General features: G+C 64.6%; 14 protein-coding genes. 7 read left to right on the forward strand and 7 right to left on the reverse strand.

Features of this window, described 5'->3' with window-relative positions:
• Positions 1 to 29 precede the first annotated feature (29 nt).
• Positions 30 to 1,622: a trimethylamine methyltransferase family protein gene (locus SIN08_RS06725; RefSeq protein WP_322450803.1), complete on the forward strand. Its 1,593-nt coding sequence runs from the start codon at positions 30 to 32 to the stop codon at positions 1,620 to 1,622.
• A gap of 140 nt (positions 1,623 to 1,762) precedes the next feature.
• Positions 1,763 to 2,149, forward strand: coding sequence for a MerR family DNA-binding transcriptional regulator (locus SIN08_RS06730; RefSeq protein ID WP_322450804.1), 387 nt, complete (start codon positions 1,763 to 1,765; stop codon positions 2,147 to 2,149).
• Positions 2,150 to 2,165: 16 nt separating this feature from the next.
• On the opposite strand, the gene SIN08_RS06735 is transcribed toward SIN08_RS06730, so the two are convergent.
• Both SIN08_RS06735 and SIN08_RS06740 read right to left on the reverse strand, forming a co-directional pair.
• On the reverse strand, positions 2,166 to 2,645 hold the full coding sequence (locus SIN08_RS06735) for an isoprenylcysteine carboxylmethyltransferase family protein (RefSeq protein WP_322450805.1): 480 nt from the start codon (positions 2,643 to 2,645) through the stop codon (positions 2,166 to 2,168).
• Positions 2,646 to 2,689: 44 nt separating this feature from the next.
• A complete protein-coding gene (locus SIN08_RS06740) occupies positions 2,690 to 3,691 on the reverse strand; it encodes a heparan-alpha-glucosaminide N-acetyltransferase (protein ID WP_322450806.1) in 1,002 nt (333 codons plus the stop codon).
• A gap of 64 nt (positions 3,692 to 3,755) precedes the next feature.
• Here SIN08_RS06740 and SIN08_RS06745 point away from each other — a divergent pair, with 64 nt between their 5' ends.
• The 3 genes from SIN08_RS06745 (at position 3,756) to SIN08_RS06755 (ending at position 6,550) form a co-directional block, all read left to right on the forward strand.
• Entirely contained in the window at positions 3,756 to 4,583 is an 828-nt protein-coding gene (locus SIN08_RS06745) for an aldo/keto reductase (RefSeq protein WP_322450807.1), read from the forward strand.
• 131 nt (positions 4,584 to 4,714) lie between these two features.
• On the forward strand, positions 4,715 to 5,788 hold the full coding sequence (locus SIN08_RS06750; protein WP_322450808.1) for a GGDEF domain-containing protein: 1,074 nt from the start codon (positions 4,715 to 4,717) through the stop codon (positions 5,786 to 5,788).
• Between the two features lie 108 nt (positions 5,789 to 5,896).
• Entirely contained in the window at positions 5,897 to 6,550 is a 654-nt protein-coding gene (locus SIN08_RS06755; protein ID WP_322450809.1) for an OmpA family protein, read from the forward strand.
• Between the two features lie 39 nt (positions 6,551 to 6,589).
• Here SIN08_RS06755 and SIN08_RS06760 read toward each other — a convergent pair whose 3' ends face one another.
• Both SIN08_RS06760 and SIN08_RS06765 read right to left on the reverse strand, forming a co-directional pair.
• Positions 6,590 to 7,513 (reverse strand): pseudouridine-5'-phosphate glycosidase, encoded by a 924-nt coding sequence (locus tag SIN08_RS06760; protein WP_322450810.1) that lies wholly within the window; start codon positions 7,511 to 7,513, stop codon positions 6,590 to 6,592.
• Between the two features lie 20 nt (positions 7,514 to 7,533).
• Entirely contained in the window at positions 7,534 to 8,475 is a 942-nt protein-coding gene (locus tag SIN08_RS06765; protein ID WP_322450811.1) for a carbohydrate kinase family protein, read from the reverse strand.
• A gap of 233 nt (positions 8,476 to 8,708) precedes the next feature.
• On the opposite strand from SIN08_RS06765, the gene recA reads away from it, so the two are divergent.
• Positions 8,709 to 9,797, forward strand: a complete 1,089-nt coding sequence (recA, locus tag SIN08_RS06770; protein ID WP_322450812.1) for a recombinase RecA — start codon at positions 8,709 to 8,711, stop codon at positions 9,795 to 9,797.
• Positions 9,798 to 9,935: 138 nt separating this feature from the next.
• On the opposite strand, the gene SIN08_RS06775 is transcribed toward recA, so the two are convergent.
• Positions 9,936 to 11,363, reverse strand: coding sequence for a PLP-dependent aminotransferase family protein (locus SIN08_RS06775; protein WP_322450813.1), 1,428 nt, complete (start codon positions 11,361 to 11,363; stop codon positions 9,936 to 9,938).
• 166 nt (positions 11,364 to 11,529) lie between these two features.
• Between SIN08_RS06775 and SIN08_RS06780 the strand changes: the two genes are divergently transcribed.
• Positions 11,530 to 11,691, forward strand: coding sequence for a DUF1127 domain-containing protein (locus SIN08_RS06780; protein WP_322450814.1), 162 nt, complete (start codon positions 11,530 to 11,532; stop codon positions 11,689 to 11,691).
• Position 11,692: 1 nt separating this feature from the next.
• On the opposite strand, the gene SIN08_RS06785 is transcribed toward SIN08_RS06780, so the two are convergent.
• Both SIN08_RS06785 and purQ read right to left on the reverse strand, forming a co-directional pair.
• Positions 11,693 to 12,094, reverse strand: a complete 402-nt coding sequence (locus SIN08_RS06785; protein ID WP_322450815.1) for a hypothetical protein — start codon at positions 12,092 to 12,094, stop codon at positions 11,693 to 11,695.
• A 32-nt stretch (positions 12,095 to 12,126) separates the two neighbouring features.
• On the reverse strand, positions 12,127 to 12,795 hold the full coding sequence (purQ, locus tag SIN08_RS06790) for a phosphoribosylformylglycinamidine synthase subunit PurQ (RefSeq protein WP_322450816.1): 669 nt from the start codon (positions 12,793 to 12,795) through the stop codon (positions 12,127 to 12,129).
• Between the last annotated feature and the right edge of the window lie 15 nt (positions 12,796 to 12,810).

Here is a 12,810-nt window from a genome sequence, read left to right on the forward strand (position 1 = left end):
CGTGCGACCCATGCATCGAGGACAGGGCGATGAACCAGAACGTGCCGACGGAACAGGAAGTGGCCGCTCCCTCCGAAGGCCGGCGCGGACGCGGCGGACGCGGTGAGCGTGGCGGCGCGTCGGCCCGGCGGGCAGCGCGCAGCGGCGGCGGACCGGGCCAGCAACTCACCTACATCAGGCGCTCGATCAAGCCCTACGAAGTGCTTGACGAGGAAGGGCTGTCGCTGATCGAGGCCAATGCCGACACAATTTTGGAAGAGGTGGGAATCGAGTTCCGGGACGATCCGGAAGCGCTGAAGCTCTGGAAGGAAGCCGGAGCCGAGGTGAAGGCGGACCGGGTGCATTTCCCGAAGGGGCTGTGCCGCGAACTTTTGAAGACGGCACCGTCCGTCTTCACCCAGCACGCACGCAATCCGGAACGCTCCGTCCAGATCGGGGGCGATGCCACCGTCTTCGCCCCGGTGTACGGCCCGCCTTTCGTGCGCGATCTCGAAGGCACGCGCCGCTACGCCACGATCGAGGATTTCCGCAATTTCGTGAAGCTCGCCTATATGGCGCCGTCGATCCACCATTCGGGCGGCACGGTGTGCGAGCCGGTCGATGTGCCGGTCAACAAGCGCCACCTCGACATGGTCTATGCGCATATGCGCTTTTCCGACAAGCCCTTTATGGGATCGGTCACCGCGCCCGACCGCGCCGAGGACACGGTGTCGATGGCCAGGATCCTGTTCGGCGAGAAATTCGTCGAGGAAAACACGGTCGTCATCAACCTCATCAACGCCAACTCGCCCATGGTCTTCGACGAGACCATGCTGGGCGCGGCCAAGGTCTATGCCCGGGCGAACCAGGCCTGCATCATCACCCCCTTCATCCTGGCTGGTGCCATGAGCCCGGTGACGGTGGCGGGCACGCTCACCCAGGTGCTGGCGGAGGTGATGGCTGGGGCGGCCTTCACGCAGCTCGTGCGGCCGGGCGCGCCGGTCCTCTTCGGCACGTTCGCGTCATCGATCTCCATGCAGTCCGGGGCGCCGACCTTCGGCACGCCGGAACCGTCGCTCGTCTCCTACGGCGCGGCACAGCTCGCCCGGCGCCTCGGACTTCCCTTCCGCACCGGCGGCTCGCTCACCGGCTCGAAGGTTCCAGACGCCCAGGCTGCATATGAGAGTGCCAACACGCTCAATTCCACCGTGCTCGCGGGCACCAATTTCGTCCTCCACGCGGCCGGCTGGCTCGAAGGCGGGCTTGCCTCGTCCTATGAGAAATTCATGATGGATATCGACCAGCTCGGCATGCAGCAGCGCATGTGCGAGCCGCTTGACCTGTCGGAAAACGGCCAGGCGATGGACGCCATCCGCGAGGTGGGGCCGGGCAGCCACTATCTCGGCTGTGCGCACACGCAGGCCAATTTCCAGACCGCCTTCTACCGCTCCTCGATCGCCGACAACAATTCCTACGAGCAATGGTCGGCGGAGGGCGAGAAGGCCGCGAATCAGCGGGCGAACCAGTTGGCCAGGAACTGGCTCGATGCCTATCAGGCGCCGGCGCTCGACGAGGGAATCGATGAGGCGCTCAACGATTTCGTAGCCCGGCGCAAGGAGTCGATGCCGGACGCCTTCGCTTGAGCCGGCCTGCGTTTTCGAGCGCGCGCAGAGGCGGTGGTGGGTCGCCAGTTGTCGACGCGGCGGTGCGGCTTATCGTTGAATTGACTTTTACGTAAGTCGGGTGACATTGTCGGTCGCACAATATGCGAGGCCGACCACCGATGCGGGAATATTACACGATCACGGAGCTGACCCGCGAGTTCGGGATCTCGACACGCACGCTCCGGTTCTACGAGGACGAAGGGCTCATCCATCCGGTGCGGCGTGGGCGCACGCGCCTTTACCGTCCCTCCGACCGGCATCTCGTCCGCCAGATCCTGCGCGGCCGCCGTCTCGGCTTCTCGATTAACGAGATCCGGGAGATCATCCAAGTCTACAAGACGCCGCCCGGCGAGGTCGGGCAATTGCACCTGATGATCGATAAGATCGAGGAGAAGAGGCAAAGCCTGCGGCAGAAGCGCCGCGATCTGGAGGATACGCTGCAGGAACTCGACCAGGCCGAGGAGGCTTGTGTCGAGCGGTTGGCCGAGCTGGGCGTGAAGACCTGAAGGGCAGGCATCATCGTCAGAACCAGCGCCGCGCCTTCTTCTGGTAGTCGCGGTAGCGTTTGCCGAAGCGCTCCGCCAAATGGCGCTCCTCCGGTTCGATCGCGAGCTTTTGCGTGACGATCGCCGCCAGGATGGACGCGAGCAGAAACCAGACCGAGCCGGTGATCAGGCCGACGGCGAACAGGAGCGCCGCCATACCGAGATAGATCGGATTGCGCGAGAAGGCGTAGGGCCCGCCGGTCACCAGGTGCCGGGCGCTCCTTGTCGCCATCACGGTGGTGTCGGCGCGGCGGAGCGTACGCAAGGCCATGGCAATGGACAGAAGCGCGGCCGCGGCAAGCAGCCAGCCGGCGGCGAACAGGATGTCGGAAAGCGGCGAGCCGATCCAGGGCAGGGGCACCGCATAGGCAAGGATGACGCCCAGCACGGCCGCGCACAGGAACACGATTGGCGGCCAGGCGACACGGCTTGGTCCACGGTCGACCGAATCTGTCATCTCTTCCTCCCTCGGCGCGTGTCCGGCCGTCCTTGCCAGTCGGCTTACTGCGCTTCTCCGCCATTGTTCTCAACACTGCAGCGAAAGGCAACATCCTCGATCCAGGATTGGGTTTCGGGGTTGCGCTGCGGATTGTAGAGTTCTTCGAAACGGTTCTCCGCTTCCGCGGCTTCCAGCACGCAGGCGCAATAGGCGCGGCAGAAATTCTCTTCGTGCTGGTTGGCGCATTGCTCGCCGCAGACCTGCAGAAAAAGGGCCTCGCGGTCCGGTGCAGGCGGCGGCGCGACCTGGGCGGCGATCCAGACAAGGGAGACGAGCACCGGCTGGTGCAGCAGGTAGAAGGCAAGGCTGTGGCGCCCCGCCGCGGCCAGGAGCGGAATGCGCGCGGCCGGCCTGAAGGTGGCCAGACGAGCAAGCAGCCCGGTTGCCGCCGCGATTTTTGCGACCGCGATTCCCGCCAGCACGACGCCGAACCATGGAAAGATCGGAATGTAGTCGTTCGAGCCGGGCACATTGCGCGAAAGCCCGGTCCACCAGAAGATCGGCTGGTCGAGGAAATCGGCGTGTACGTAGAGGGGGGCGGCGAGTGCCGCCGCCGCACAAACCAGGATCAGGACCGCGGGAAGCCGAAGAAAGAGAAGGCCGAGCACGCTCGCCACGGTGATGTTGTGGAGAATGCCGAAGAAAATGAAGGCGTCCGGCGTGGCAAAATAGGTAACGACCGTGATGCCGGCTGCCGCCAACGCAATCACCGCCGTTCTTCTGGTAAATGCACGCAGGCGAATGCGCCGCCCGTGCGCCAGATACAGGCTGACCCCGACCAGGAAAAGGAAGGAACCGGCAATTGAACGGGCGAATATCCACCAGCCGCCGCGTACCGAGGTGCCCGGCTCGATGTAGCCGAAGAAATCGAGGTCCCAGGTGAAATGATAGACCGCCATTGCAACGAGGGCGGTGCCCCGGGCAATGTCGATGAGTTCGATCCGCCGCTTCTCGGGTTGAGAGGATTGCACCTGATGCGCCCCCGGGCGACGGGTCGATGCCATTCAGGAATGCAACTCCCGAAACCACGTTTTTGTTGCTGATGAAACTGTTATAGGGGAGATGAACATGAAAAAACTGGATGTCAATGGCGCGCAGATTCCCGTGATCGGACTGGGGACCTGGACGCTCAAGGGCGGCACCTGTGTCGACATCGTCAGCCACGCCCTCGAGCATGGCTACCGGCACGTGGATACGGCGACGATCTATGACAATGAAGAGGAGGTCGGCGAGGGCATCAGGGCTTCCGGGCTTGCGCGCGATCAGATCTTCCTGACCACAAAGGTCTGGTGGACCGATCTCGCGCCCGGCGATCTGGAGCGTTCCGCGGCCGAGAGCCTGAAGCGGCTGGGAGTCGATGCCGTCGACCTGCTCCTGATCCACTGGCCGAGCCCGGACATTCCGCTGGCCGAGACGATCGGAGCGCTCAATCGCGCGCGCGAAAAGGGCCTGACACGCCATATCGGCGTGTCGAATTTTCCCTCACGCCTCCTGGAGGCGGCGGCGGGCCATTCCACGGCGCCGCTGGTGGCCAACCAGGTCGAGTATCATCCCTATTTGAATCAGGAGAAGGTTCATGCCGCCTGCCTGCGGCAGGGCATGGCGATGGTCTCCTATTGCCCGCTTTATCGCGGCGGGCTTCTCGACGAGCCGGCCATCACCGAGGCGGCCGCCCGGCACGGCAAGACACCGGCACAGATCGTTTTGCGCTGGCACATCGAGCAGGAAAATGTCGCCGTGATCCCACGAACCAGCCGGCTGGAGCGGCTGGCGGAGAACGCGGATATCTTCGATTTCTCCCTGGATGCCGGGGAGATGGAGGCGATCAGCCGCCTCAAAAGCGCGGGGCGGCGGATCTGCGATTACGATTTTTCGCCCGAATGGGACCAACCCTGACGGGAATGGAAGGTGACCTATTAACCCTGCGTTAGCAGCTGCGCGCTAATTTTATGCAACGCATGCGGGACGGGGGGCGCTGCGGTATATCTTGCAAATCCGCGGCCGTCCCTCGGGGGTGGAGTGGGACCATGTTGCAAACGGCGGATGCGTCGCAAGGCAAGATCGACATCGCCACAGCCATCGCCGCCTCCATGCGCCGCATGGGGGTTGTCGGTCTGCCGCGCAACTACGAGCTCTTCTACGAGGTCTCGACCGGTGCGAACGCCGAGATCTGCGACGCCTTCAATGCTCTGGGCAACCGCCCCACGCAAGCAGCGCTCGACCAATTGTCGCGCAGGTATTTCACCCACAGCAGTCGTCACCTGGTGATCGAAAATGCTTGGGAGCAGATCGCCCTCAGGGCGGACGAGATACTCGCCCTTCTCGGGCGTGAGCGCAGCTCCCTGGAAAAGTTCGGCCTGATCCTTGGCCAGACCCGCGACGGCCTGGATGCGCGCGAGATCCTCCCCGGCGAGTTGCTGCGCAAGATCGTCGGTATCTTGGCGGCGGCGACGGAGACCACGCTCGAGCACGGGCGCCGGATCAGCGAAGCTATGGAGGAGAAGTCCGCCGAACTGTGCGAGGTCAAGGCAAAGCTCGAAAAATACAAGCACCTGGCCGAGACGGATCCGCTCACCAAGGTCTGGAACCGTGGCGCCTTCGACCAGAAGCTCGCCGCCATCTATGCGAACGACCGTGCTGTGCTGTTCCATGCATTGCTGCTGGTGGATATCGATGGCTTCAAGGCCTTCAACGACAGCCATGGCCATCCGGCGGAGGACCGCATATTGCAGATGGTTGCGCGGGGGATCGAAGCCGCCTGCGCGGAGGGAAGCTTCGTCGCGCGGACCGGTGGAGAGGAATTCGCCGCGGTGGTCGAGGGGCTGAGCGAAGAGGCCGCCGAGGCGGTGGCCGAACGGATCCGTGTCTCCATCGCCGAGGCCGAGTTCGTCGTCGGCCCCTCGTCGACCAGTGTCGGACCGGTCAACGTGTCGCTCGGTTTGTGCATGGCTGCCCAGGCTCCGGATGCGGAGGCGCTCTATGCCCGGGCCGATCGCGCACTCTATGCCTCGAAAGCCGGTGGACGAAACCGTGTGACCCGCTTCTCCAAGCTGGGACCCGATTCCCTGTCGAAGAGGTGGTTATTGTATCGCGGTGCGTAAGCCTTGCCGGATTTCGCCGCAATTGTGTTAGAAGGGCAGCTAGGGGACAGAAACCGGATTCGTCGTTTCGCGGTTTCGGCTCGATTTGATCAGGAGAGGATGACATTGATGCTCAAGAAAGTGATTGCAGTCGCCGTCGTGGCCGGCTTCACGGCCGGATGCGCGACGTCCACGGACCCCTATACCGGCGAGCGGAAGATTTCCAACACGGCCGGCGGCGCCGCACTGGGCGCGCTGGCGGGCGCGGGCGCGGGCCTTCTGGCGGGTGGCGATGACCGGCGTAACGCCCTGATCGGCGCCGGCATCGGCGCGCTGGCAGGCGGTTCCATCGGTGCCTACATGGACCGGCAGGAAGCGCAGCTGCGCGGCGAGCTTCAGGGCACCGGCGTCAGCGTCACGCGCCAGGGCGACTACATCGTGCTCAACATGCCCTCCAACATCACCTTCGCCACCGACTCGTCCTCGATCCAGCCGGCCTTCTATCCGACGCTGAACTCCGTGGCGCTGGTTTTGAAGCGCTACAACCAGACGCTGGTCGACGTTTATGGCCACACCGATTCCACCGGCAGCTACGAGCACAACATGCAGCTGTCACAGCGCCGCGCTAGCTCGGTCGCCGATTATCTCGTCGCCCAGGGCACGAATGCGCAGCGCTTCTCGATCATCGGCCTCGGCCCGACCCAGCCCGTCGCCTCAAACGACACCCAGGAAGGCCGGGCGCAGAACCGGCGCGTGGAAATCCGCCTGGCGCCGCTCACCTGACGGCGAGCGCCGTCTCGACGGTGCTTCAAACGGACGGTGTCAGGCCTTCGTTGCCGAAACCGCGATTGCGATGCGCGCCGCCAGGCGCGCATTGTTTTTGACGAGAGCGATATTGGTGGCGAGGCTGCGCCCCTCGGTCATCTCCAGGATACGTTCGAGCAGGAAGGGCGTGACCGCCTTGCCCTTCACGCCCTGCACGTCGGCCTCGGCCTGGGCCCGGGCGATTACGACCTCCAGTTCCGCCGCCGGAATCTCTTCGGCCGGCGGCACCGGGTTGGCAACGAGCATTCCGCCCGTGATGCCGAGCTCCACACGCGTCTTCTGGAAGCGCGCGATCGCCTCGGCGCTGTCGAGGCGCAGCGGGGCCGGGCAGGGGGAGTTGCGCGACCAGAAGGCAGGCATCGTGTCCGTCTGGTAGCCGACCACCGGAACGCCGCGCGATTCCAGAACTTCCAGCGTCTTCGGGATGTCGAGGATGGCCTTGGGACCGGCCGAGACGACGACGACCGGCGAGCGCGCCAACTCGTCGAGGTCGGACGAGATGTCGAAGCTCGTCTCCGCGCCCTTGTGCACGCCGCCGATGCCACCCGTGGCGAAGACCGAAATGCCCGCCAGGTGAGCGGCCATCATGGTGGCGGCCACCGTCGTGCCTCCCGTGCGGCCTTCGGCAAGTGCGAAGGCGAGGTCGGCGCGTGAGAGCTTCATCGCCTCGCGCCCCTGGGCGAGCGTCTTGCGCTCCTGCGCCGACAGCCCGATCCGGAGCCGCCCGCCGATCACGGCAACCGTGGCGGGCACGGCGCCCTCATCGGCGACGATCGCCTCGACCTCGGCGGCCATCGCATCGTTCTGCGGCCACGGCATGCCGTGCGTGAGGATCGTGCTTTCGAGCGCGACGACCGCGCGCCCGGCGTTAAGCGCCTCGGCAACCGGTGCGTGGATATCGACATGGCTGGCGAGCGGCATCGGGTCTCCTGTCTGGGCTTTCAAGAAAGTTGCTTCGCACGCGGCGCCGCTTCAAGTGCTGCGCGAAAGTCTTCATCCGCCATTTCCGGCGCCGCATGCACACTCTCCACCGCGAGCTTGGCGGCCGCCATTCCTTCGCGCACAGCCTCGGCAAAAGCAAGTCCGCGCATCAGCGCGGCGGCCGTGGCCCCGGCGAGCGCGTCACCCGCGCCGGTCACATCTCCGACATGGTCAAGCGCGGGCGGGGAAACCTCGAACATGTCATGGCCCCGGAAGCAAAGGGCGGAACCGGCGCCGGCCGTGATCACACCGGCGGCAAGCCCCATGCCGCGCAGCACCTCCGCTGCCTGGTTTGACGGTGACCCGTCCGGCAAACCGGAAAGCCGGGTGGCCTCTCTCCGGTTCATGAAAAGGCAGGAGAGGGCGGGGAGGGCTCCCGCCAACCGCTCCGCCTTGGCGGGCGAGACGGCGATCGCGTGGACCGGCTTCCCCCTGGCCAAGGTGATGAGCTGGCCGATGGCTTCCGCCGGCAGGTTGGCATCGCACAGCAGTGCATCCGCGTGTGCGGCCGCCTCGCGCACCTTGCCGCGGCGCATCTGTTTTGCAAAACCATGCTCGTAGAGCGCCATGTCCGCCAGCCCGGTGATCAGGTCGCCCTTGTCCGTGAGGATCGCCGTGTAGCTCGCCGTCGTTCGGTCGAGAAAGACCGCAGAGAGATCCTCGATGCCGGCGTCCTCCACGGCCCGTGCCACCTGCTCGCCCGCCGCGTCTCCGCCGCGCAGCGAGACGAGCGAGGCGGAGACGCCGCGCTGCACCGCCATTCTGGCGGCGTTGAAGGCGCCGCCGCCGACCTCCTCGCACATGACGCCGGGATTGGACGCTTCCGGCACGTGCGGACCGATGATGCGGCCTCTCCGGTCGATATGCGCGCCCCCGACGGCCAGAAGACGTGGCCTCGTCATTCTCGATCTCCTTGCCTGCGAATCGCCGTGGCCGACGCATGCCCGCCTCCGGCAGGACTAGTCACGCCGTCCATGTCCGCTCCCCCGAATTAGCACAAAATCAGAACAGAATCGAATTTCCTATTCCTTTCAGATAGATGAAACCCCTTGCCAAAACGGAACAAAAAAGGTACAAAAAATCTCGGGAGATCTGCAAGGCGCGGCTTCCATTGACGTCAAAGGGGTGTTTTATCATGGCTCAGAAGTCACTGCGGCTCGTAGAGGAAAACTCGGTGGATAAATCCAAGGCATTGGACGCGGCGCTTTCGCAGATCGAGCGGGCCTTCGGCAAGGGCTCCATCATGCGACTGGGCGCCAATGACAAGGTGGTCGAGATCGAGACCATCCCCACCGGCTCGCTGGGCCTTGATATCGCCCTTGGCGTCGGCGGCCTGCCGCGCGGACGCATTATCGAAGTGTACGGGCCGGAAAGCTCGGGCAAGACAACGCTGGCGCTGCACTCGGTGGCCGAGGCACAGAAGAAGGGCGGCATTTGCGGCTTCGTCGATGCCGAGCACGCGCTCGACCCCGTCTATGCCCGCAAGCTGGGCGTGGACCTGGAAAACCTTCTTATCTCACAGCCGGATACGGGCGAGCAGGCGCTGGAGATCTGCGATACGCTGGTGCGTTCCGGTGCGTTGGACGTCATTGTCGTCGACTCGGTGGCCGCGCTCACGCCGCGTGCCGAAATCGAAGGCGAGATGGGCGATTCGCTGCCCGGTATGCAGGCACGGCTGATGAGCCAGGCGCTCAGAAAGCTGACCGCCTCCATCTCGCGCTCCAACACGATGGTGATCTTCATCAACCAGATTCGCATGAAGATCGGCGTCATGTTCGGTTCTCCGGAAACCACGACGGGCGGCAACGCACTGAAGTTTTACGCTTCGGTGCGTCTCGACATTCGCCGCATCGGCGCGGTCAAGGATCGCGACGAGACGGTCGGCAACCAGACGCGCGTCAAGGTGGTCAAGAACAAGTTGGCTCCGCCCTTCAAGCAGGTCGAGTTCGACATCATGTATGGCGAAGGCATATCCAAGACCGGCGAACTCATCGATCTGGGGGTGAAGGCCGGCACGGTCGAGAAATCCGGTGCCTGGTTCTCCTACAACTCTCAGCGCCTGGGGCAGGGGCGCGAGAACGCCAAGCAGTTTCTGCGCGAGAATCCGGAAGTGGCCCGCGAGATCGAGCTGGCGCTCAGGCAGAATGCGGGGCTGATCGCGGATCAGTTCCTCGATGAGGTCCGCGGCGACGACGATCTGGACGATGCGGCTGATGGCAGCTAGCGCACCGGCTCGAAAACCGGAACCGCTTTCGGAAAAAGCACGACGCATGGAGCGAAAAGGCCTGGCCTCTTGGTGCGTTCGAATGGACGCAGGGCGCTGTAGAGCATTGGTCGGAGGACCGGAAACGGTGCCCGGATCTCAATCGAGGCTATCGTAGCCGGCACTCCCTTCCTCCATGAGGCGGCGTATGACGGACAGGCCGTGGGCGGTTTCTTCGCGGCTGCGGGGTGCCGATATGCCGATACGGACATGGTGGAAGACGCGGTCCGAGCGCCCGGCCTTGAACTCGTCGGCATCGTCGATCAGTACGCCTTCCCCGGATGCCGCGTTCTTGAATGTACCGGAAAGCCATGGCTCCGGCAGTTCCAGCCAGATGAACGGCACATTCGCCGACATGCGTGCGGAGTAGCCGGAAAGCGCCCGGCGGGCGAGCGCAAGCCGGGCGTTGTTCTCGGCGATGCATTTTTCGCGGATGGTGTCCGCCTCGCCCGAAAGGACCAACTGCGCGCTGAGCTCCGTAAGCATGAAGGGGAGGCCCCCGGTGAGCATGCGATGCGCCACTTGAACGCGCCGCGCGTAGTTCGGCGGACAGGCGATCCAGCCGCCGCGCACGCCCGCGGCCACCGACTTCGACAGGCCGCCGACATGGAAGGTCCGCTCCGGCGCCAGCTCCGCCAACACGGGTTGGGGATCCGCCGCCAATGCGCCGTAGAGATTGTCCTCGATCAGCCAAACATTGTGTTTGCGCGCGATCTCGGCAATGGCGATGCGCCGTTCGCGCGGCAATGTGGCCACCGTGGGGTTCTGCGCGGCGGGCATCAGAAAGACCATCTTCGGGTGCCGTTGCGCGCAGACACGCTCCAGCTCTTCCGGCACCATGCCCTGGGCGTCCGACTCGACGAGCGTCACACGCCGGCCGATCAGGCTGGCGCTGCGCGCCACCTGCGAGTAGGTCAGGTGCTCGAAGGCGATGTGATCGCCGGGCGACGTCGTTGCGGCAATGACGGCTACCACCGCGGCATGAGCTCCGAGGGTAGGCACGATATCCTGTGCGGAGGGCCGAAAGGCACCGCGTGCGAGCCAACGGCTGCCCGCCGAAAGCCAATGCTCGGGATAGGTGCGCGTATAGCTCGCCATTTCCTGCAGGTGCGCGCGGTTGATCCGGGCTGAAAGAGCGGCGATCGTCTCGCCCTGTCCCACGTCGGGTGCCGCAGTGGCGTCGAAACGCAGCTTCTCGGCCGCTGCGTCCAGTTCGCGCGTACCGTCCAGGGGACGTGAGGCCGGCGACGGTCGCCGCTCGGCCGGAACCGCTCCGGCAGCGCCGCGCTCAAGCACATAGGTTCCGCGCCCGACCTCGCCGCTGATGAGCCCGCGCTCGCGCACCAGTGCATAAGCACGGCTCACCGTGCCGATCGTCACGCCGAGATCGAAGGCAAGATTGCGTTGCGGGGGCAGTTTCGCACCTTCGGGCAGAACGCCGTTTTCGATGTCGTGCTCAATGCGATCGGCGAGCCGCAGATAGAGTGGTCCGCCGCCTTGAGCGAGATTCGGAAGCCAATTTGTCATGGTGACAATTATCTATATTGTCTCTCTTTCTCCGTCAATGCATAGAATTGGCTCGGTGCAATTGCGCTAGGAATCGAGCGAAATGGATACAATTGGGACATTCAGGGGCGCACGACGAGGCAGCGCATCCGGACGGATACTCATTCTCACCGCGCGTGCGGCTTGGTTGGCGCAGCTGGTTTCGGCAATCCTCTTGCGTCTCGACGCGATACTGGAAAAGCGCCGCAGCCGGCTCGCCCTGCTCGAGCTGAATGACGATCAGCTCAAGGACATCGGCATCTCGCGCGCCGATGCCTGCCGCGAGGCGGCAAGGCCGTTCTGGAACTGATTCAATCTCCGTTGCGGCAGGCGAGGGGACCGGTCGACCAGCGCGTGATATCCGTGTTCACGCGCCGTCCTGTCGGTGTTCCGGCGAGCGGACCGTAGGTGCTGATCGTGACGGGGGAGCCGGCCGCCTCGATCACCAGGACCGGCAGGCCTTCGACGTTTCCCCTTTTAAGGAGCAGGAGGCGTGGCAGGCCCGTGCGGGTGTCCAGTTCCGGAACGAGATGCAGCGTTTTGAGGGCGGCATCCGGGGAACGGGGCCAACACTGCGCGCCGGCGCGATTGATGCGCTGCAGCGCCGCGACGGGGCTTATCGCCGCGACCTGCAGTGAAAACGGGTCTCCCGAAGGTCCCCCGACACAGCCTATCAGCACGAGCAGCAGGACAAGGGCGCTTCTGGCGCGCATCTTGCCGTCTTTTTCAAGGAGCGTGCAGCGCTTCACGCGGCCTTGCCCGCGAGGCCCTCAAAGAGCGTGCGTCCGTCGGCGCCGCCATGGGCGGCCTCGATCAGGTTTTCAGGATGCGGCATCAGCCCCAGCACGTTGCCCCCGGCATTGACGATGCCGGCGATGTCGTTGATCGAGCCGTTCGGATTTGTCCCTTCGGCATAGCGGAAGACCACCTGGCCCTCACCTTCGATGCGCGCAAGCGTCTGCTCGTCGGCGAAATAGTTACCGTCGTGGTGGGCGACGGGGCAGCGGATGATCTGGCCGGGCGCGTAACCGCGCGTAAAGGGCGTGTTGGCGTTGGACACCGCAAGCTTCACCTCGCGGCAGACGAATTTCAGCGAGGCGTTGCGCATCAGGGCCCCGGGCAGCAGACCGGCCTCGAGCAGGATCTGGAAGCCGTTGCAAACGCCCATGACCATGACGCCCTTGGCGGCCTTTTCGGCCACCGCCCGCATGACCGGCATGCGCGCGGCGATCGCGCCGCAGCGCAGATAATCACCATAGGAAAAGCCGCCCGGAATGACGATCAGGTCGACGTCGGGCAATTCCGTCTCGGTCTGCCAGACCGTTGCCGGTTCCTTACCGGAGATCTTCGTGAGAGCGGCGATCATGTCGCGGTCGCGATTGAGGCCCGGGAGCTGGATGACGGCTGATTTCATGGAAAAAAACCGATT

This window comes from Chelativorans sp. M5D2P16 (assembly GCF_034427935.1).
GTDB lineage: Bacteria > Pseudomonadota > Alphaproteobacteria > Rhizobiales > Rhizobiaceae > Chelativorans.